At 71.3% G+C, this 18,755-nt stretch carries 17 protein-coding genes and 1 pseudogene; 9 read left to right on the top strand and 9 right to left on the bottom strand.

Going from position 1 to position 18,755, the window contains the following annotated elements; all coding sequences use genetic code 11:
- Window positions 1-9: 9 nt before the first annotated feature.
- Together AAG689_RS21020 and AAG689_RS21015 are read right to left on the bottom strand one after the other, a co-directional pair.
- On the bottom strand, window positions 10-990 hold the full coding sequence (locus AAG689_RS21020; RefSeq protein ID WP_406623612.1) for an aldo/keto reductase: 981 nt from the start codon (window positions 988-990) through the stop codon (window positions 10-12).
- A gap of 14 nt (window positions 991-1,004) precedes the next feature.
- On the bottom strand, window positions 1,005-1,997 hold the full coding sequence (locus AAG689_RS21015; RefSeq protein WP_406623611.1) for a tripartite tricarboxylate transporter substrate binding protein: 993 nt from the start codon (window positions 1,995-1,997) through the stop codon (window positions 1,005-1,007).
- A 92-nt stretch (window positions 1,998-2,089) separates the two neighbouring features.
- Here AAG689_RS21015 and AAG689_RS21010 point away from each other — a divergent pair, with 92 nt between their 5' ends.
- The 5 genes from AAG689_RS21010 (at window position 2,090) to AAG689_RS20990 (ending at window position 7,592) form a co-directional block, all read left to right on the top strand.
- A complete protein-coding gene (locus tag AAG689_RS21010; protein ID WP_406623610.1) occupies window positions 2,090-3,577 on the top strand; it encodes an aldehyde dehydrogenase in 1,488 nt (495 codons plus the stop codon).
- Window positions 3,578-3,657: 80 nt separating this feature from the next.
- Window positions 3,658-4,761 carry a glycolate oxidase subunit GlcE gene (glcE, locus tag AAG689_RS21005; protein ID WP_406623609.1) on the top strand — a complete coding sequence of 368 codons (1,104 nt, stop codon included), beginning with the start codon at window positions 3,658-3,660 and terminating at the stop codon, window positions 4,759-4,761.
- Window positions 4,762-4,763: 2 nt separating this feature from the next.
- On the top strand, window positions 4,764-5,540 hold the full coding sequence (locus tag AAG689_RS21000; RefSeq protein ID WP_406623608.1) for a YoaK family protein: 777 nt from the start codon (window positions 4,764-4,766) through the stop codon (window positions 5,538-5,540).
- 12 nt (window positions 5,541-5,552) lie between these two features.
- Entirely contained in the window at window positions 5,553-6,788 is a 1,236-nt protein-coding gene (glcF, locus tag AAG689_RS20995) for a glycolate oxidase subunit GlcF (RefSeq protein ID WP_406623607.1), read from the top strand.
- 48 nt (window positions 6,789-6,836) lie between these two features.
- Window positions 6,837-7,592, top strand: a complete 756-nt coding sequence (locus tag AAG689_RS20990; RefSeq protein WP_406623605.1) for a ProQ/FINO family protein — start codon at window positions 6,837-6,839, stop codon at window positions 7,590-7,592.
- On the opposite strand, the gene AAG689_RS20985 is transcribed toward AAG689_RS20990, so the two are convergent.
- The 3 genes and pseudogenes from AAG689_RS20985 to lplT all read right to left on the bottom strand — a co-directional run bounded on the left by AAG689_RS20985 (window position 7,593) and on the right by lplT (window position 10,723).
- A complete protein-coding gene (locus AAG689_RS20985; protein ID WP_034689671.1) occupies window positions 7,593-8,081 on the bottom strand; it encodes a glutathione peroxidase in 489 nt (162 codons plus the stop codon).
- A 434-nt stretch (window positions 8,082-8,515) separates the two neighbouring features.
- Window positions 8,516-9,388: a DMT family transporter gene (locus tag AAG689_RS20980; protein ID WP_406623604.1), complete on the bottom strand. Its 873-nt coding sequence runs from the start codon at window positions 9,386-9,388 to the stop codon at window positions 8,516-8,518.
- Window positions 9,389-9,446: 58 nt separating this feature from the next.
- Window positions 9,447-10,723 (bottom strand): annotated as a pseudogene (gene lplT / locus AAG689_RS20975) (lysophospholipid transporter LplT).
- A gap of 139 nt (window positions 10,724-10,862) precedes the next feature.
- Here lplT and alr point away from each other — a divergent pair.
- The 3 genes from alr (at window position 10,863) to AAG689_RS20960 (ending at window position 13,941) form a co-directional block, all read left to right on the top strand.
- A complete protein-coding gene (gene alr, locus AAG689_RS20970; protein WP_406623603.1) occupies window positions 10,863-11,960 on the top strand; it encodes an alanine racemase in 1,098 nt (365 codons plus the stop codon).
- Window position 11,961: 1 nt separating this feature from the next.
- Entirely contained in the window at window positions 11,962-12,762 is an 801-nt protein-coding gene (locus AAG689_RS20965) for a hypothetical protein (RefSeq protein WP_406623602.1), read from the top strand.
- A 159-nt stretch (window positions 12,763-12,921) separates the two neighbouring features.
- On the top strand, window positions 12,922-13,941 hold the full coding sequence (locus AAG689_RS20960) for a cytochrome-c peroxidase (protein ID WP_406623601.1): 1,020 nt from the start codon (window positions 12,922-12,924) through the stop codon (window positions 13,939-13,941).
- 84 nt (window positions 13,942-14,025) lie between these two features.
- Here AAG689_RS20960 and fahA read toward each other — a convergent pair whose 3' ends face one another.
- Together fahA and AAG689_RS20950 are read right to left on the bottom strand one after the other, a co-directional pair.
- On the bottom strand, window positions 14,026-15,291 hold the full coding sequence (fahA, locus tag AAG689_RS20955) for a fumarylacetoacetase (RefSeq protein ID WP_406623600.1): 1,266 nt from the start codon (window positions 15,289-15,291) through the stop codon (window positions 14,026-14,028).
- Between the two features lie 10 nt (window positions 15,292-15,301).
- Window positions 15,302-16,297 (bottom strand): Bug family tripartite tricarboxylate transporter substrate binding protein, encoded by a 996-nt coding sequence (locus tag AAG689_RS20950; protein ID WP_406623599.1) that lies wholly within the window; start codon window positions 16,295-16,297, stop codon window positions 15,302-15,304.
- 115 nt (window positions 16,298-16,412) lie between these two features.
- Here AAG689_RS20950 and AAG689_RS20945 point away from each other — a divergent pair, with 115 nt between their 5' ends.
- Complete coding sequence (locus AAG689_RS20945; protein WP_406623598.1) at window positions 16,413-17,192, top strand: IclR family transcriptional regulator; 780 nt, start codon at window positions 16,413-16,415, stop codon at window positions 17,190-17,192.
- A 9-nt stretch (window positions 17,193-17,201) separates the two neighbouring features.
- Here the strand turns inward: AAG689_RS20945 and AAG689_RS20940 are convergent, their stop codons facing one another.
- Both AAG689_RS20940 and AAG689_RS20935 read right to left on the bottom strand, forming a co-directional pair.
- On the bottom strand, window positions 17,202-18,092 hold the full coding sequence (locus AAG689_RS20940) for an NAD(P)-dependent oxidoreductase (protein WP_406623597.1): 891 nt from the start codon (window positions 18,090-18,092) through the stop codon (window positions 17,202-17,204).
- A complete protein-coding gene (locus AAG689_RS20935; protein WP_406623596.1) occupies window positions 18,089-18,712 on the bottom strand; it encodes a glutathione S-transferase family protein in 624 nt (207 codons plus the stop codon). The genes AAG689_RS20940 and AAG689_RS20935 overlap by 4 nt, the downstream gene beginning before the upstream one ends.
- Window positions 18,713-18,755: the final 43 nt, after the last annotated feature.

Below are 18,755 nucleotides of genomic sequence, written 5' to 3'. Positions count from 1 at the left end.
CCCGTACGTTCAGCGGCCCGTCTCCAGGCGCTTCATGGCCGATGCGTTGTAGCGCTCGCCCGTGGCCGCGCCCAGGGGGAAGACCGCGTCGATGCGGGCCCAGACTTCGGCGGGCACCTGCAGCGCGATGGCGCGCTGCGCGTCGTCGATGTGCTCCGGCAGCGTGGCCCCGGCGATGGGGCTGGCCAGGCCCTGGCGGCGACACCAGGCGAGCGCGAGCTGCGCGGCCGTGACGCCCATCTCGCGCGCCAGCTGCTGCAGCGCGTCCACCAGCTCGATGTTGCGCCGGAAGTTCTCGCCCTGGAAGCGCGGCATGTCGCGGCGCTGGTCGCCGGGTTCGAAGTCCTCGGGGCGGCGCACCTGGCCGCTCAGGAAGCCCCGCCCCAGCGAGGCGTAGCCGAAGAACCACGAGCCCGCATCGCGCAGGAATTCGAGCATCTCTTCCTCGGGCTCGCGGCTCCAGAGCGAGTATTCGGACTGCACCACGGCCACCGGGTGGATGGCGGCCGCGCGCCGGTAGGTGTGCGGCCCCACCTCGCACAGGCCCAGGGCGCGCACCTTGCCCTGCTCGACCAGGCGGGCCATGGCGCCCCAGGTGTCCTCGATGGGCACGTTGGGATCCACGCGGTGCAGGTAGTACAGGTCGATGTGCTCCACGCCCAGGCGGCGCAGGCTGGCTTCGCACGCGGGCTGCACGCGCTCGGGCCGCGCGTCCAGGCCGCGCTGGTCGGCACGCTCGCCGAAGGTGTAGCCGAACTTGGTGGCCAGCAGCACGCCCTGCCGCCGGCCCTGCAGGCAGCGGCCGACCAGGGTTTCGTTGCCGCCGTTGGCGTAGAGGTCGGCAGTGTCGATGCAGCGGCCGCCCACGTCGAGATAGCGCGCGATGGTGGCGGCGGCCTGGCTTTCGGCCACGGCGCCGTAGTAGCCCGTGAGGGCCATGGTGCCGAGCACGTAGGGCGGCGGCGCGTCGGAGAGCGGATGGGAGGGCATGGCGGGCGCTGTCATCAGTCGATGGAGACGTGGTTCGCGCGCACCAGCGCGCCGTAGGTGGCGATCTCCTGGCGCAGCTGTTCGCCGAACGCCGTGGGGTTGCTGTCGGTCACGGGCTCCAGGCCAGCGGCGTTGAGCCTGCTCTGGTAGTCGCTGGAGGAGACGGCCTTGAGGGTCTCGGCGTACAGGCGGTCGATCACGGGCTTGGGCGTACCGGCCGGGGCCAGCAGGCCGTACCAGGAGTCGAGGCGGAAGTTCTTCAGGCCCGATTCCTCGAACGTGGGCACGTCGGGCAGCAGGCGGCTGCGCTGGGGCGCGGCCACGGCGATCGCGCGCAGCTGGCCGGCGCGCAACTGCGGCAGCACCGAGCCCAGCGTGGCGAAGGACATGTCCACCTGGCCGCCGATGAGGTCGGTCACGGCCGGCGCCGCGCCGCGATAGGGAATGTGGACGATGGACGTGCCCGTGAGGCTCTTGAACATCTCGGCCGACAGGTGGGGCGTGCCGCCGCTGCCGGCGCTGGCGTAGCTGTATTTGCCGGGGTTGGCTTTCATCAGCGCGATGAATTCGGCATACGTCCTGGCGGGGAACTTGGGGTTGACCACCAGCACCGTGGGCGCGACGGCCACTGCCGTGATGGCCGAGAAGCTCTTGTCGCTGTCGAACTTGAGGTTCTTGTACAGCGAGGCGTTGATCGGGTGGTTGGTGGCGGCCATGAGGATGGTGTAGCCGTCGGGTTTGGCGCGCGCCACCAGCTCGGCCGCCAGCGTGGCGTTGGCGCCGGGCTTGTTGTCCACCACCACGGGCTGGCCCAGCGAGCGCGAGAGCGAGTCGGCGATCAGGCGCGCGGACACGTCGGTCGGCCCCCCGGCCGGGAAGCCCACCACCATGCGGATGGGCTGGGTGGGGAAGGCGGCGCCGTCGCCGGCCTGCGCGAAGGCACCGCCGCACAGGGCGAGGCCGGCGGCCAGAGCCGCGACGTCGCGGCGGGAAGGGAAGCGGTGCATGGGAACGGTCTCCTGTGGATGAAAAGTGCTTGAATAATAGAACTTAGTTCTGCACAATGCAACAAAACCACGCAACTCTCCCTCTTCCAGCCATGAACACTCCGGCCCTTCCCCAGTTCCAGCACTACATCGGCGGCCAGGACGCCGCCCCCGCCAGCGGCGCCTATTTCGAGACGCAGAACCCCTTCTCGGGCCAGACCTGGGCCACCGTGGCGCGCGGCAACGCGGCCGACGTGGACAGGGCGGTGCGTGCCGCCCACCAGGCTTTCGAGTCGGGGCCGTGGCCGCAGATGAGCGCCACGCAGCGTGGCGAAATCATGTTTCGTCTGTCAGAACTTTTGCGGCGCGACGCGGCCAAACTGGCCGAGGTGGAGATGCGCGACAACGGCAAGCTCGCGGCCGAGGTGACGTCGCAGGTGCGCTACGTGGCCGACTACTTCCGCTACTACGCGGGTCTGGCCGACAAGGTGGAAAGCCACGTGATCCCCACCGACAAGAAGGGCGTGACCTGCTTCACGCGCTACGAGGCCAAGGGCGTGGTGGCCATCATCACGCCGTGGAACTCGCCGCTCACGCTGACGAGCTGGAAGCTCGCGCCCGCGCTGGCGGCGGGCTGCACGGCGGTGATCAAGCCCTCGGAATTCACCTCGCCGTCGGCCGTGCTGTTCGCGCAGCTCTTCAAGGAAGCGGGCTTTCCCGACGGCGTGGTCAACGTGGTGACGGGCTTCGGCGCCGAGGTGGGCGAGCCCCTGGTGGCCCACCCGTTGGTGGCGCACGTGGGCTTCACGGGGGGCGAGATGGCGGGCCAGAAGATCTACGAGGCGGCGGCGCGGGGCCTGAAGACGGTCACGCTGGAACTGGGCGGCAAGTCGCCCAACATCGTGTTCGACGATGCGGATCTGGATCAGGCTGCCAAGGGCGTGGTGTCGGGCATCTTCGCGGCGGCCGGGCAGACCTGCATCGCGGGCTCGCGCCTGCTGGTGCAGGAATCGATCCACGACGCGCTGGTGGAGCGCCTGGTCGATTTCGTCAAGGACGCGCGGCTGGGCGACCCCACCGACCCCCAGACGCGCATCGGCCCCATCGCCACGCGCCCGCAGTTCGAGAAGATCCTGGGCTACCTGGACATCGCGCGCGCCGAGGGCGCGCGCTGCGTGCTGGGCGGCAAGGCGCGCGGCGACCTGGGCGCGGGCTGGTTCGTCGAGCCGACCATCTTCACGGGGGTGAGGAACGACATGCGCATCGCGCAGGAAGAGGTGTTCGGCCCCGTGCTGGCGGTGATCCCGTTCAAGGACGAGGCGGACGCCATCCGCATTGGCAACGACGTGCAGTACGGCCTGGCGGCGGGCGTGTGGACGCGCTCGCTGCACCGCGCGATGCTGATGTCGTCCCGGCTGCGCGCGGGCACCGTGTGGGTCAACAACTACCGCGCCACCAGCTTCACCACGCCCTTCGGCGGCTACAAGCGCTCCGGCATCGGCCGCGAGTCGGGCGTGGAGGCGATCAAGGAATACCTGGAGACCAAGGCGGTCTGGATCTCCACCGACCTCGAAGTGCCCAACCCGTTCGTGCGCCGCTGACCGCATTCACGCTTCCCGTTCAAAAAAATCAAATCCGCCGCACGGGGCTGGCGAGGGGTGCGGCAGTACCATCGCCCTTTATGGACGTAGCCCTTCGCCAGACCATCGACCGCGTGCGCGACGCCGCCGCGCGCCACGCCCCGCTGCGCATCCGCGGCGGCGGCACCAAGGATTTCCACCGCAGCGCGCCGCGCGCGGGCGAGCCGCTGGACATGCGGCCGCTTGCGGGCATCGTGAGCTACGAGCCGAGCGAGCTCGTGGTGACCGTGCGTGCGGGCACGCCGCTGGCCGAGCTGGAGGAACTGCTGGCTGCCCAGGGCCAGTGCCTGCCGTTCGAGCCGCCGCGCTTCGCGGCGGGAGGAACCGTCGGCGGCATGGTGGCCGCGGGCCTGTCGGGCCCGGCGCGCGCCAGCGTGGGGGCGGTGCGCGACTACGTGCTGGGCATCGAGATCGTCAACGGCCAGGGCGAACTGCTGCGCTTCGGCGGGCAGGTGATGAAGAACGTGGCGGGTTACGACGTCTCGCGCCTCATGGCGGGGGCATGGGGGCAACTCGGCGTGATCACCGAGGTGAGCCTCAAGGTGCTGCCCTTCGCGCCGGCGGAAACCACGCTGCGCTTCGTCTGCAGCCAGGCCGATGCGCTCGCGCGGCTGAACGCCTGGGGCGGCCAGCCGCTGCCGCTCAACGCGAGCTGCTGGGTGGAGGACGCTGGCGTGGGCACGCTCTACGTGCGCCTGCGCGGTGCGAACGCCGCCGTGGAGGCGGCCTGCCGCACCATGGGCGGCGAGCGCCAGGATACGCCCGGCGTGGCGGACGACTGGCAGGCCTGCCGCGACCAGCGCCTGCCGTGGTTCGCCGAGCGCGCGCGGGGCCATGCGCTGTGGCGCCTGTCCGTGCCACAGACGGCGCCGGTGCTCCACCTGCCCACCGGCGTCGCGCCGCCGCTGGTCGAGTGGCATGGCGGGCTGCGCTGGGTGCAGGCGGCGCCGGAGCATGGCGACGCGCTGCATGCACTGGCCGCGCAGGCGGGCGGAAATGCTTCTGTTTTCATAGCTGCTGGCGCTTTCGGGGAGGACGCTGAGGTCGGATTCGATGCGGATCCTGCGCTCGCCGCGATCCACCAGCGCCTGCGGCAGGCGTTCGACCCGGCGGGCAGTCTCAACCCCGGCCGCGTCATGGCGTAGCCATGCGCCTGCTGCGCCACCTGACCGGGCGGCACCGCACCTCGGTCACCAACCGCACGCTGGGCCTGCTGCTGGCCTTCAACGCGGGCGCGGTGAACGCTGGGGGCTTCCTGGTCGTGCACTCCTATACCTCGCACATGACGGGCTTTCTCTCCACCGTGGGCGACAACCTCGTGCTGGGCAACATGGCGCTGGTGCTGGGCGCCGTGGGCACGCTGTGGGCGTTCATGTCGGGCGCGGGAACCACGGCCATCATGGTCAACTGGGCGCGCCACCAGCGCCTGCGCAGCGGCTTCGCGCTGCCGCTGCTGCTCGAAGCCGTGCTGATGCTGCTGTTCGGCCTCATGGGCGCGATCACGCTGGGCTGGAACACGCCGTTCGCCGTGCCGCTCACCGTGCTGCTGCTGGCCTTCATCATGGGACTGCAGAACGCGGTGGTGACCAAGATGTCGTCCGCGCAGATCCGCACCACGCACATGACCGGCGTGGTGACCGATCTGGGCATCGAGATGGGCAAGGCCTTGTACTGGAACCGCAGCGGCACGCCGCCCGAAGCCCAGGTGCGCGCCAACCATGCGCGCCTGCGCCTCTACGCGAGCCTGCTGTCCATGTTCACCGCGGGCGGCGTGGTGGGCGCGGCGGGCTTCAAGCACGTAGGTTTCATCTGGGTGGTGCCGCTGGCGTCCATCCTGCTCGCGCTCTCGCTGCCGCCGCTGGCAGCCGATTCCGGCCGCCTGGCCCACTGGTGGCGCGCACGCCGCGCCGCGCCACAACGATAAAGAGAACCCACCATGCAAACCCAACTCGCACCCCAGTACCAGGGCACGCCCGAAGGGCAGGAGGCCGAGGCCATCCTGCGCAAATGCGTGCACTGCGGCTTCTGCACCGCCACCTGCCCCACCTACCAGATCCTGGGCGACGAGCTGGACGGCCCGCGCGGGCGCATCTACCTCATCAAGCAGGTGCTCGAAGGCGCCGCGCCCACGCGCGCCACGCAGGAGCACCTGGATCGGTGCCTGACCTGCCGCAACTGCGAGAGCACCTGCCCGAGCGGCGTGCAGTACGGCCATCTGGTGGACATCGGCCGCAAGATCGTCGAGGAGCAGGTGCCGCGCCCCCTGGGCGAGCGCGCCACGCGCTGGGCGCTCAAGGAAGGGCTGCCTTCGCCGCTGTTCGGCCCTGCGATGGCCGTGGGCCGGGCCGTGCGCGGCCTGCTGCCCGAGCGCCTGCGCGAGAAAGTGCCGCCCCAACAGGACGCGGGCGCCTGGCCCACGCGCACGCATGCGCGCAAGGTGCTGATGCTCGCGGGCTGCGTGCAGCCGGCCATGGCGCCCAACATCAACGCCGCCACGGCGCGCGTACTCGACGCGGCGGGTATCCAGACCGTGGTGGCGGCCAAGGCCGGCTGCTGCGGTGCGGTGAAGTTCCACCTGAACGACCAGGACGGCGGCAAGGCCGAGATGCGCGCCAACATCGATGCGTGGTGGCCCCACGTGGAAAGCGGCGAGGTGGAGGCCATCGTCATGAACGCCTCGGGTTGCGGCGTCACCGTGAAGGAATACGGCCACATCCTGCGCGGCGACCCGCAGTACGCGGAAAAGGCCGCGCGCATCAGCGCCCTCACGCGCGACCTGTCGGAGCTACTGCCCGACCTCGTGGAGCCGCTGCGCGCGCGCGTCAAGCCCGCCGCCGCGCCCTTCGCCTACCACCCGCCCTGCACGCTGCAGCACGGCCAGAAGCTGCGCGGCGGCGTGGAGCGGCACATGCAGGCCCTGGGCTTCACGTTGCGCACAGCGCGCACCGAATCGCACCTGTGCTGCGGCTCGGCGGGCACGTACTCGGTGCTCAACCCCGTGTTGTCGCACCAGTTGCGCGACCGCAAGCTGGGCGCTTTGGGCGAGGCGTTCGCCGACGCGCCCCCCGCGGCCATCCTATCGGCCAACATGGGCTGCATCACCCATCTGCAAAGCGGCACGGGCCTGCCCGTGAAGCACTGGGTGGAAGTGCTGGACGAAGCGCTGGCATGATGGCGGGTTTTCGAGACCAGCGCCGCGTGAGCCATGGCGCGCTTTTTCATGACCGACTCCGTGACCGTCCCTCCCGCACCTGAAGCATCTCCCGCCCCCGTGCCGCAGGGCGCGCAGCCCGCTGCCCGTGGCCGCCGCCGCGGCGGCAGGCGCCAAGCCGCCGGCGCCGCCGCCGCGCCAGAGCAGGCCAAGCCCGCGGCGCCGCGGCGCACGCACCCGCTGCTGGAGCAACTCGCCCAGTGGCATCCGCACCTGTTCGGCGCCACGCTGCTGCCGCTCAAGCGAGGCATCTTCCAGGACCTGCTGGCCGCGCACGGCGAGGCCATCGACAAGGATGCGCTCAAGCTGGCGCTGTCCATCCACACGCGCTCGACGCGCTACCTGACGGCCGTGGCGGCCGGGCAGCAGCGCCACGACCTGCAGGGCCAGCCGGTGGAGGCCATGGCGCCGGAGCACGTGCACCACGCGCTGCTCGAAGTCTTCCGCCGCCGCCAGCAGCGCGGCGGGGAGGACCTGACGGCCAAGCTGCGGGGCCGCATCGTGCAGGCCTTCGAAGCCTCGGGCCTCACGCGTGAGGACTATGACAAGCGCGTGCGCGGCCGTGACGAGCAGGCCAACGCCCTGCTCGACGAAGCGCTGCAGGAGGCCGCGGCACGGGCTGCGAAGGACGAGGCGCTGCTGCGCGCATTCGAGGCCAGCGGCCAGAGTCCCGAAGCCTTCGCCGACATGTACGGCCTGCCGGCGCGCCAGGCGGGCCAGACGCTGGAGCGCGCGCGCCAGCGCCGCGCGGCGGCGGGTTCCTGATCAGGCGGCCAGCGCCGCCTCGATGTCCTGGGCGAGCGCCTCCGGCTTGTCCTGCGGCGCGTAGCGGCGGATCACCTCGCCGTCGCGCCCCACCAGGAACTTGGTGAAGTTCCACTTGATGGCCTTGGTGCCCAGCAGCCCGGGCGCTTCGGCCGTGAGCCAGCGGTACAGCGGCGCGGCATCGGGGCCGTTCACGTCGATCTTGGCCATCATGGGAAAGTCCACGCCGTAGTTGCGCTGGCAGAAGCCCGCGATCTCCGCGTTGCTGCCCGGATCCTGGCGGCCGAACTGGTTGCACGGAAACCCGAGCACTACGAGCCCGCGCGCGGCATAGCGTTCATGCAGCGCCTGCAGGCCGGCGAACTGCGGCGTGAAGCCGCAGGCGCTCGCGGTGTTGACGATGAGCAGCACTTGGCCGGCATAGTCGCGCAGAGGCACCGTGCGGCCATCGATGGTCTGGGCTTCGAAATCGTGGGCGGTGGTGGGGATGGAAGTCTCCTGTTTGTGGCGGGCACCATGGTACGCCGCAGCGGCCCGCCGCTGGACCGGCTACTTCGAGTCCTTGGACAGGTCGATGTTCGCGGGGGCTCCCTCCCCTCGCCGGGTGCCGGCGCCGAGGTGGAGGCGGGGGCGGCGGACGGCTGACTGGGCTCGGAGGGATGGCTGTCAGACGTGGGAGCGGACGTGGACGGGCTGGTCATCTCCGGCGCGGGCACGGGTGCCGGGCTGGGCGTGGGGGTGTCCTTGGTACGGTCGCACGCGCTCAGCAAGGCTGCGGCGGTCAAGGCCAGGGCGGCGGGGAGGCAACGGGAAAAAGACGGCATGGGAAGGCTCCTGCAAGGGAATGCCCCAATTTAGGCGGCCGGGTGCAGCCCGTCCATCCCCGGGCCGGTCATTCGCGGCGTTGGCTTACAGCGCGAGGCTCACCGGCGCAACGCCGCCAGCAGCGCGGCGCCCATCACCAGCACGCCGCCGAGCAGGGTGCGCAGCGTGGGCTGCGCGGCACCCGCCAGCATGGAGGAGCCGCTGGCGAACACCACTTCCGACAGCATGACCACCGCCGTCGTGCCCGCCGCCAGGCGGGCGGCGCCGAACTGCAGTGCCCAGTTGCCCGCCATGAGCAGCAGCGCCAGCAGCGCTGCCACGCCGGCCCAGGTGGCATCGAATGGCGGAAACCCCGGCACCTGTCCCAGCGCGTGGCCCGCAGCGGCGGCCGCCAGCGCCATCAGCATGCAGCCGCCGAACATGGTGAACATGCGCGCCTGGCCCGGCACCGCGTGCATGCGGCGCAGCAGGACGTTGGTGAGGGCGAACATGAAGCCGCCCAGCAGCGCCAGCGCGTCGGCCAGGCTCAGGGCGGCGCCCAGGCGCTGCACGCCGCCCTCGGCGGGCCACAGCACCAGCAACACCCCGGCGAAGGCCAGCAGCAGCCGTGCCAGCGCCTGCGGCGTGGGCCGCTCGCCCAGGATGCGCCAGGCCAGCAGCACGGCCCAGGCGGGCATGAGGTAGAACAGCAGGATCACGCGCACCACGTCGCCGATGGTGATGGCCCAGTTGAACGCCACGTTGTTCAGCCCCGAGCTCAGTGCCAGCATCCACAGGGCCGGGTGCGCGCAAACCTGCCGCCAGATGCCCGGGCGCAGCGCCAGCAGCAGGGCGAGCACGCCGCAGTACATCACTGCCGTGGCCCACAGCGGGTGCAGCCCTGCGCCGTGCATGACGCGGAACGGCCACCAGGCCAGCCCCCAGATGAAGGCATTGGACAGCAGGGCGAGGACGGGCAGCTGCGATTGCATGAAAAATATGCCCCCAGCGCTTGCTGGTCAAGCGCTGTCAGCTATCAAAACAGGAGTTTCAGTGGTGGTCGTGGCGGGCGATGGCGATCTGGTGCGCCACCTCCTCGCTGTGGCGGACCAGGTTGTGGGCGTGCCAGCGCTGGATGACCCACATCACGCCGGCCACGACCAGGCCGAACGCGGTGATGGCGCCGAAGGCCGACAGCCCGAACTTGGTGGACAGGCTGTAGAACGCGCCCATGCCCAAAATGGCGGCCTGCTCGTTGAAGTTCTGCACGGCGATGGAGCGGCCCGCGCCCATCAGGTTGTGGCCCCGGTGCTGCAGCAGCGCGTTCATGGGCACCACGAGAAACCCCCCAGTCCGCCCAGCAGGATCAGGAAGGGGATCGCCAGCCAGATGCTGCCGATGAAGTTCATCAGCATCACCAGCAGCCCCATGGCGATGCCCAGCGGGATGACGCGCGTGGCCACGTCCAGCCGCATGCGCATGGAGGCCAGCACCGCGCCGACCGCCGTGCCGATGGCCACCACGCCCACCAGGGCCGAGGCCTGCGTGGTGCTGTAGCCCAGCGCCGCGGCGCTCCAGGCCAGCACGATGTAGCGCAGGTTGCCCGAGGCGCCCCAGAACAGCGTGGTGGTGGACAGCGAGATCTGCCCCAGCTTGTCGCGCCACAGGCGCCCGTTGCAGGCCCAGAAGTCGGGCAGCAGCAGGGCGGGGTTGCTCGGCATGGGGCGCATTTCCACGCCCGTGAGCGGGATGCGCAGGTTGAACCAGGCCGCCAGCGCGTAGATCGGCACCAGGGCCATGATGGCCGCCTCGGCCGGCAGGTCGATCCCCAGGTCGACGCCCGGCACGTCCAGGCCCAGCAGCACGCTGGAGATGTGCGGCGCCACGAGCTGGCCGCCCAGCAGCACGCCGAGGATGATGGAGGTGATGGTCAGCCCCTCGATCCAGCCGTTGGCCTTGACGAGCTGGGACGCAGGCAGCAGCTCGGTGAGGATGCCGTACTTGGCCGGCGAGTAGGCCGCCGCGCCCAGGCCCACCACCGCGTAGGCCAGCAGAGGGTGCGAGCCGAACAGCATCATCAGGCAGCCCACCACCTTGACGGCATTGCTGATGAACATCACCCGCCCCTTGGGCACGGAGTCGGCGAACGCACCCACCCAGGGGGCCAGCACCACGTAGAACAGGGCGAACATCGGCACCAGGGCGGCGCGCTGCCATTCGGCTGCGCCGCTGGTGCGCAGCAACTCCACCGCGGTCACGAACAAGGCGTTGTCGGCCAGCGAGCTAAAGAACTGCGCCGACATGATGGTGTAGAAACCGCGCTTCATCGGATGGCTGTGGGTCCATCAGTGGGGCTGATGGACTGTGAAAAATCGAAACACTCCGAGGAGCGACGGGCGGTTATATCACGCGTATCCGCAGCGCCGATGCCAGAATGGCCCCCCTCGCCCCCGTAGAAACACCCCCATGCCGCGCCCCATCCACGCCACCATCCACACCGCTGCGCTGCGCCACAACCTGGAGCGTGCGCGCCGTGCTGCGCCCGATGCGCGCGTGTGGGCCGTGGTCAAGGCCAACGCCTACGGCCACGGCATCGAGCGCGCGTTCGAGGGCCTGCGCGCGGCCGACGGCTTCGCGCTGCTGGACCTGGCCGAAGCCGAGCGCGTACGGGCCCTGGGCTGGCGCGGTCCCATCCTGCTGCTGGAGGGTGTGTTCGAACCGCGCGACCTGGAGCTGTGCTCGCGCCTGGGCCTGTGGCATGCGGTGCACTGCGACGCGCAGATCGACTGGCTGGCCGCGCACAAGACGCAGGTGCCGCACCGTGTGTTCCTCAAGATGAACTCCGGCATGAACCGCCTGGGCTTCAAGCCCGAGCGCTACCGCGCCGCATGGGCGCGCCTGAACGCGCTGCCGCAGGTGGACGAGATCTCGTTCATGACCCACTTCAGCGACGCCGACGGCGCCCGCGGCATCGCCCACCAGGTGCAGGCCTTCCACCGCGCCACGCAGGACCTGCCGGGCGAGCGCAGCATCTCCAACAGTGCCGCCATCCTGCGCCATGGCGGCGAGGCCGATGTGCGCCTGGACTGGGTGCGCGCCGGCATCGTGCTCTACGGCGGCGCGCCCGACCACCCCGAGCGCACCGCCGCCGACTGGGAGCTGCAGCCCACGATGACGCTGGCCTCGCGCCTCATCGGCGTGCAGCAACTGCAGGCGGGCGACACGGTGGGCTACGGATCGCGCTTCACGGCCGAAGGGCCCCTCACCCTCGGCGTCGTCGCCTGCGGCTACGCCGATGGGTACCCGCGCCATTGCCCCACCGGCACGCCCGTGCTGGTGGAGGGCGTGCGCACGCGCACCGTGGGCCGCGTGAGCATGGACATGCTCGCCGTGGACCTGACGCCCGTGCCCCAGGCCGGCATCGGCGCAGAGGTCACGCTCTGGGGCCGTGCGGGCAGCGGCGCCGTGCTGCCCATCGACGAAGTGGCGCAGGCGGGCGGCACCATCGGCTACGAGCTGATGTGCGCGCTCGCGCCGCGCGTGCCAGTCGCTGCCCTGGACTGATATGGCGCGCCCGCGCGGCCAAGGCTCCACCTGGCGCCGCATGCGTGCGCCCCGGCGTGTGCTGCAGGACAGCCTGCAGCAGCGCCACCGCCTGCGCCTGCATGGCTGGTGCATCGGCAGCCTGACGCTGGCCGTGATGTGGGCCGTGTCGCACGCGCAGATGCTGCTGGGCGTGCAGTCCCTGGCGCTGCGCTACCTGGCCACGCTGGGCGTGGGCTACCTCGCCTACCTGCTGGTGCTGCGCCTGTGGGCCGCGTGGCTGCTGCGGCCCGCCCGCAAGGACAGCGGCACGCTCGACGGCGCCGACCTGCTGCCCGACGTGGGCTGGCCCTCGGGCCGCGGCGGCGGCCCGGCCGCGCCCCGCAGCGGTGGGGGCGGCGACTACGCGGGCGGCGGTGCCAGCGGCGATTGGGGCATGGCCGATGGCGGCCTGGGCGATGCCGCCTCGGGCGCGCTGGAGGCCGCGGGCAGCGCCGACGAAGGCGCGGTGGTGGTCGTGCCCGTGGTGGCCATCTTCCTGCTGGGCGCGGCGGTGCTGTTCGGCGCCGGCGCGCTGGCCTGGGCCTATTTTGGCTCCGAGGTGCTGATGGCCGTCGCGGTGGAGCTGGCCTTCTCTGTCGCGGCGGCGCGCGCGGTGATGGGCGCCGAGCGCGCGGGCTGGCTCGCCGCCGCCGTGCGCCTGACCTGGAAGCCCCTGCTGGGTGCGCTGCTCTGCGCCGTGGTTCTGGGCGCGGGGCTGGACCACTTCGTACCCGAGGCCCGCTCCCTGCCGCACGCCGTGCACCTGCTGCGCGACCGCTGAGCGCGCCGGCCGGCTTTTCGCCTGGCGGAATCAATAACCATTTTGCCGAAAATGTCTTTGGGGTTGCTCTGCATCAAGAAGCAGGGCAGCGCCTTCCCGAAGAATGGGATCCACAGCGCATAGACACGGTTTGCGACAAAGAAAGAAGTGGAGTCCCCTATGAAACACAAGTCCCCCTCCCTCCGCCACGCCGCACGGTTCGTGCTGGGCGCGGTGTCCATGGCCGCGCTACTGGCAGCGGCTCCCGCGCGTGCGCAGGAGCCCGTGCAGCCCATCGCGGTGCCCAAGGTGACCGAGCCCGCCAAGGTCGAGCTGGGCAAGAAGCTGTGGTTCGACCCGCGCCTGTCGCGCTCGGGCTTCATCTCGTGCAACTCCTGCCACAACCTTAGCATGGGCGGCTCCGACAACCTCAAGACCTCCATCGGTGACAAGTGGCAGAAGGGCCCGATCAACTCGCCCACGGTGCTCAACTCCAGCCTGAACGTGGCCCAGTTCTGGGACGGCCGCGCCAAGGACCTGAAGGAACAGGCCGGCGGCCCCATCGCCAATCCGGGCGAGATGGCTTTCTCGCACGACCTCGCGGTGGACATGCTGCGCTCCATCCCGCAGTACGTGCATGAGTTCAAGAAGGTCTTCGGCCACGACAAGCTCACCATCGACGAGGTGACCTCCGCCATCGCCGCGTTCGAGGAGACACTGGTCACGCCCAACTCGCGCTTCGACAAGTGGCTCAAGGGCGACAAGAAGGCCATCACGGCGCAGGAGCTGCGCGGCTACGAGCTGTTCAAGGGCTCCGGCTGCGTCGCCTGCCACAACGGCCCCAACCTGGGCGGCACCTCGTTCCAGAAGATGGGCCTGGTCGAGGCCTACAAGACCGACAACCCGGCCGAAGGCCGCTCCGCCGTCACCGGCAACGACGCCGAGCGCTTCAACTTCAAGGTGCCGACGCTGCGCAACGTGGAGCTGACCTATCCCTACTTCCACGACGGCGCCGCCGACACCCTGGCCCAGGCCGTGGACACCATGGGCCGCATCCAGCTCGGCAAGAAGTTCACCGACCAGGAGAACGCCGACATCGTCGCGTTCCTGAAGACGCTGACGGGCGACCAGCCCCAGATCGCGATGCCGATCCTGCCGCCCTCCAGCGACAAGACCAAGCGGCCCCAGCCGTTCGACTGACGCCACAACAACTAAAGACGGCCCGTTCGCGGGCCCTTCAGGCCGGAGCTTTTGCGGGGGGCTCCGGCCTTTTTTCGTCTGGCGTCAGCCGACCACCGTGCCGCTCGCCTCGCCCAGTCCGATGCGCACCGCGCCCGCGCGCGCGCACCAGCCGCGCAGCGTGAGCGTGTCGCCGTCTTCGAGGAAGCTGCGCCGCTCGCCCGTGGGCAGCGGCACGGGCCGCTGGCCCGCTGCGGCCAGCTCCAGCAGCGAGCCGGCTTCCGTCGCGCCGGGCCCGGAGAGCGTGCCCGAGCCGAACAGGTCGCCGCTCTGCAGGTTGCAGCCGTTCACCGTGTGGTGCGCCACGAGCTGCGCGGGCGTCCAGTACGCGGCGCGCGTGGTGTCGGTGCGCGACAGCACGACGGGCGCGATGCCTTCGGCGCGCATGCGTGCGGTCTGCAGCAGCACCTCCAGCGTGATCGAGAACGCGCCGTGCGCGCGGTTTTCCGCCGAGTCCAGGTAGGGCAGCGGCTGCGGGTCGCCCTCGGGCCGCGCGAACGGCGCGCGGAACGGCGCGAGCGCCTCCATGGTCACCACCCAGGGCGAAAGCGTGCTGGCGAAGTTCTTCGACAGGAACGGGCCCAGCGGCTGGTATTCCCAGCCCTGGATGTCGCGTGCGCTCCAGTCGTTGAACAGCGCCACGCCGAACAGGTGCTGCTCGGCCTCGCCCATGGCGATGGGCGCGCCCTGCGCGTTGCCCTGGCCGATGAACCAGCCCAGCTCCAGCTCGTAGTCCAGCCGCTCGCAGGGTGCGAGCACGGGAGCGGCCGCATCGGCCGCCTTGCGCTGGCCCATGGGGCGCTTCACCCGGGCGCCGCTCACGCCGATGGACGAGGCGCGGCCGTGGTAGCCGATGGGCACCCACTTGTAGTTGGGCAGCAGCGGGTTGTCCGGGCGGAACTGCCGGCCCACGTTGGTGGCGTGGTGCACGCTGGTGTAGAAGTCGGTGTAGTCGCCGATGCGGCAGGGCAGCAGCATCTCGGCCTGCGCCTGGGGTATCAGTGCGGAGGCCCAGGCGCTTTGCTGTGCGCTGCCCGCGGCCAGGCCCTGCGAGATGCGTTCGCGCAGCGCCCGGCGCTGCGCGGGCGGCATGGCCATGAGCGCGTTCATGTCGTCGCTGCCGGCGAGTCCGGCGGCGCGCAGGTCGAGGATCTGGTCGCCGATCGCCACGCCGATCCGCGCGCCGCCGTCCGCGGCGCGAAAGCGCCCAAACGGCAGGTTCTGGATCGGGAAGTCGCAGCCAGCCACGTTGGCGGAATCGACCCAGCTGCGCAGGGCGGGATCGTGGGTGGCGTCGGTATGCAAGGTCATGGCTGCGGCGTCAGTCGGCGGTCATGCGGGCGCCCTGGGCCACCTGGCCCAGGCGCTGGTACTCGCGTTGGGTCAGCGCCTCGAACTCGGCCGCCGTGGAACTGCGCGGCGTGAAGCCCGCGGCCAGCAGCTTGTCCTTCACGGCCGGCTCGGCCAGCGCCTCCTGCAGCGCCTTCTCCAGCCGCTGCGCCACGGCCGGCGGCATGCCGGCGGGGCCGTACACGCCGAACCACGGCTCCACCGCATAGCCGGCCAGGCCGGCCTCGGCCAGCGTGGGCACGTCCGGCAGCGCGGGCGAGCGCTGCGAGCCCGCCACGGCCAGCGCCTTGAGCTTGCCCGCCTGGATGTGCGGCAGCGACGCGGGCAGGTTGTCGAACGCCACGGGCACCTGGCCCGCGATCAGGTCGGTGATCAGCGGCGCGCTGCCCTTGTAGGGCACGTGCGTCAGCTCGGTGCCGCTCATCTGCCCGAACAGCACGCCGGCCAGGTGCATGGACGTGCCCGCACCCGCCGTGGAATAGGGCAGGCCGGGGTGCTTGCGCGCATGGGCGATCAGCTCGGCCACGTTCTTCACGGGCAGGGCGGGGCCCACTTCCAGCACGATGGTGGACATGCCCAGCATGCCGATGGCCGTGAAGTCCTTGCGCGGGTCGAACGGCACCTTCTTGTAGATGTGCGGATTCAGCGCGTTGGTGGAGATGGCGCCCATGCCGACGGTGTAGCCGTCGGGCGCGGCCTTGGCCACCGCGTCCATGCCGATGTTGCCGCCCGCGCCGCCGCGGTTGTCGATGAGCACGGGCTGGCCCAGCGTCTGCGCCATGCGCGCGCCCACGGTGCGCGCCACCAGGTCGGTGGTGCCGCCGGCCGCGTAGGGCACGATGAAGCGGATCGGCTTGGAGGGAAAGGCGTCCTGCGCGGCCAGCGGGCCGGCGGCGCCCAGCAGCGCGGCGGTGGCGGCGCACAGCAAGGCGCGGCGGGGCAGGGCGGGGATGAGGGGGCGGTGCATGGAGTCTCCTGTTCGGTGGGGGAGCCGCGTGCGAAACGGGCGGCAGCCGGGGCGATTGTTGCGATCCACGCGCTTCCTACAATCGCTTTTTCCACTGGATGGACAACGGCAACGCATGACGACCCTGGTGCTCGACCGCGCCCTGCGCATCCTCGACCAGCTCTCGCGCTACGACGCGCGGGGCCTGGCGCTGTCGGACATCGCGCGGCAGTCCGGCATTCCGCACCCCACGGTGCACCGCCTGCTGCGCGACATGGTGGCCGCGCGCATGGTCGCGCAGTTGCCCGATGGTAAGGGCTACGTGCTGGGCCGCCTCACCTTCGAGCATGGCCTGGCCGCACGCGCGCGGCACGACGTGGCGCCGCTCTTCGCCACCCACCTGCGCCGCCTGGCCGACGCCACGGGCTACGCGGCCTACCTGTTCGTGCTGAGCGGCCACGAGGCCGTGTGCTACGACCACACCAACATGCAGCGGCTGGACCCGCCGCTCACCGTCACCGTGGGCGGGCGCCGCCCGCTGGGCGTGGGCGCGGCGGGCCTGGCGCTGATGGCGGCGCAGGACGACGCGCTGGTCGAGGCCGCGCTGCAGGCCCATGCCGAGGTGCTAGGCCGCTACGGCGGCCTGGACGTGCCGGCGCTGCGCACGCTGGTCGCGCAGACGCGCGCGCTGGGCTATGCGCGCAGCGGGGGCTGCCTGAACACCAACACCGCCGCCGTGGGGCATGCGGTGCGCGACGCGGGCGGGCGCGCGTTCGCGGCGGTGAGCGTGTCCACCACGCAGGCGCGGCTCACGCAGCGCGAAGCGGCGCGGCTGGCGGCGCTGCTGCGCGCCGAGATCGTGGAGATCGAGCCGCGCGTGCGCTTCCGCTGGAGCGACGGCGAGGCGCTGCGCTGAACCGCGCGTTCAGCGGGCGCCGCCTTGCGCGAGCAGGCTGACCAGTTCAGGCACCAGCGCCTGCGCGCCCCCTTGCTGCACGGCCCGCTCGTACGTTGCCAGCACCCCGTCGGCGATCGCGTGCGCGGCGCCGCCGTCCTCGGCCATGGTGGCGTAGTAGCCCAGGTCCTTCTGCGCGTTGGACATGAAGAAGCGCAGGCCCGAGGGGTCGCGCGCCAGCAGGTAGGGCTTGAGCCGCTCCAGCGCCGCGCCGCCGCCGCCGCCCTGGGCCAGCACCTGCACCAGGACCTGCGGGTCGATGCCGGCGCGCTCGGAGCACGCGGCGGCCTCGGCCAGCAGCGCCACGAAGCCCAGCGACACGTAGTTGTGCAGCAGCTTCATGCGGTGGCCCGCGCCCACGGGGCCGGCGTGGGTGATGTTCTCGGCGAAGCTGGCCAGGATGGGGCGGCATTCGGCGAACAGCGCGGCGTCGCCGCCCACGAGCAGGTTCAGGCGGCCCTCGGCCGCCTCCTTGGGCGTGCGCGTCATGGGCGCGTCCAGGAAGCGCCCGCCCGCGGCGGCCACGGCCTGGGCCATGCGCTCGGTGGAGGTGGGGATGGCCGTGGAGCAGTCGATCACCACGGCGCCGGGGCGCAGGCCCTGGAGCACGCCGCCGTCGCCCAGCAGCACGGCCTCGACCTGGGGCGAGCCCGTCACGCACAGGATGACCACGTCGGCACCGGCGGCGAGCTGCGCGCCGCTGGCGCGCGTGGTGGCGCCCGCGGCCAGCAGTTCATCGAGCGGCTGGTTGCCCGCATGCTCCAGCACCGCCAGGGGGTAGCCGTGGCGCAGCAGGTTGCGCGCGATGCCGTGGCCCATGAGGCCGATGCCGGCCATGCCGATGGAGGGTTTTGCCGTCATGCCAGGGCCTCCTGGGTTGCGGGCCGTGCGGCCACGCGCTGGAAGTGGGCATGCACCTGGGGGAAGCGGGCAATGTCCACGCCGTCGCTCTTGAGCCAGCCCGCCACGGTGAACAGGTAGCCGTCGGCCACGGTGTACTGGCCGCCCATCACCCAGGGGCCTTGTTCCGGGTTCCCGAGGTAGTGCCGCTCGATCACCTCGAAGCACTCGGCCATGTTGGCCGGCACCTTGCGCTGCATGGCGGCCTGGGCCTCGGGCTCGTCGGCCCAGCGGGCCGAGCGCGGGCGGTGGGCGTGGGCCACGTGCACGGTGGAGGCCAGGTAGCTGTGGAACTCCTGCATGCGCGCGAAGCCGAAGGCGTCCGCGGGCGCCAGCCGCGCCTCGGGGAAGCGCTGCGCCACGTAGGCCAGCAGGGCCGGCGTTTCGGTGAGCACGCCGTGCTCCGTGACCAGCGCGGGCACGCGGCCCTTGGGGTTAATGGCGAGGTAGGCGGGGCTGCGCTGCTCGGCCGCGGCGAAGTCGATGCGCACGGCCTCGTGCGGGGCGCCGGCTTCGTGCAGGGCGATGCGCACGGCCTGGGCGCAGGTGCCGGGGGCGTAGTAGAGCGTGAGGGTGGTCATAGGATGGATGCTATCAAAAAGAAGCTTTTTGCGCTTGATGGAT

The sequence above is a fragment of the Acidovorax sp. SDU_ACID1 genome (assembly GCF_045291395.1).
In the GTDB taxonomy this organism is placed as follows: Bacteria; Pseudomonadota; Gammaproteobacteria; order Burkholderiales; family Burkholderiaceae_C; genus MR-S7.
The sequence above is the reverse complement of the archived record's forward strand: the minus strand, read 5'-3'. Positions and strand labels throughout refer to the sequence as shown.

What these genes read in the sequence shown, in the direction of transcription:
- AAG689_RS21020 (WP_406623612.1), bottom strand. Translation starts at nt 990, where the DNA reads ATGCCCTCCCATCCGCTCTCCGACGCGCCGCCGCCCTACGTGCTCGGC.
- AAG689_RS21015 (WP_406623611.1), bottom strand. Translation starts at nt 1,997, where the DNA reads ATGCACCGCTTCCCTTCCCGCCGCGACGTCGCGGCTCTGGCCGCCGGC.
- AAG689_RS21010 (WP_406623610.1), top strand. Translation starts at nt 2,090, where the DNA reads ATGAACACTCCGGCCCTTCCCCAGTTCCAGCACTACATCGGCGGCCAG.
- glcE (WP_406623609.1), top strand. Translation starts at nt 3,658, where the DNA reads ATGGACGTAGCCCTTCGCCAGACCATCGACCGCGTGCGCGACGCCGCC.
- AAG689_RS21000 (WP_406623608.1), top strand. Translation starts at nt 4,764, where the DNA reads ATGCGCCTGCTGCGCCACCTGACCGGGCGGCACCGCACCTCGGTCACC.
- glcF (WP_406623607.1), top strand. Translation starts at nt 5,553, where the DNA reads ATGCAAACCCAACTCGCACCCCAGTACCAGGGCACGCCCGAAGGGCAG.
- AAG689_RS20990 (WP_406623605.1), top strand. Translation starts at nt 6,837, where the DNA reads ATGACCGACTCCGTGACCGTCCCTCCCGCACCTGAAGCATCTCCCGCC.
- AAG689_RS20980 (WP_406623604.1), bottom strand. Translation starts at nt 9,388, where the DNA reads ATGCAATCGCAGCTGCCCGTCCTCGCCCTGCTGTCCAATGCCTTCATC.
- alr (WP_406623603.1), top strand. Translation starts at nt 10,863, where the DNA reads ATGCCGCGCCCCATCCACGCCACCATCCACACCGCTGCGCTGCGCCAC.
- AAG689_RS20965 (WP_406623602.1), top strand. Translation starts at nt 11,962, where the DNA reads ATGGCGCGCCCGCGCGGCCAAGGCTCCACCTGGCGCCGCATGCGTGCG.
- AAG689_RS20960 (WP_406623601.1), top strand. Translation starts at nt 12,922, where the DNA reads ATGAAACACAAGTCCCCCTCCCTCCGCCACGCCGCACGGTTCGTGCTG.
- fahA (WP_406623600.1), bottom strand. Translation starts at nt 15,291, where the DNA reads ATGACCTTGCATACCGACGCCACCCACGATCCCGCCCTGCGCAGCTGG.
- AAG689_RS20950 (WP_406623599.1), bottom strand. Translation starts at nt 16,297, where the DNA reads ATGCACCGCCCCCTCATCCCCGCCCTGCCCCGCCGCGCCTTGCTGTGC.
- AAG689_RS20945 (WP_406623598.1), top strand. Translation starts at nt 16,413, where the DNA reads ATGACGACCCTGGTGCTCGACCGCGCCCTGCGCATCCTCGACCAGCTC.
- AAG689_RS20940 (WP_406623597.1), bottom strand. Translation starts at nt 18,092, where the DNA reads ATGACGGCAAAACCCTCCATCGGCATGGCCGGCATCGGCCTCATGGGC.
- AAG689_RS20935 (WP_406623596.1), bottom strand. Translation starts at nt 18,712, where the DNA reads ATGACCACCCTCACGCTCTACTACGCCCCCGGCACCTGCGCCCAGGCC.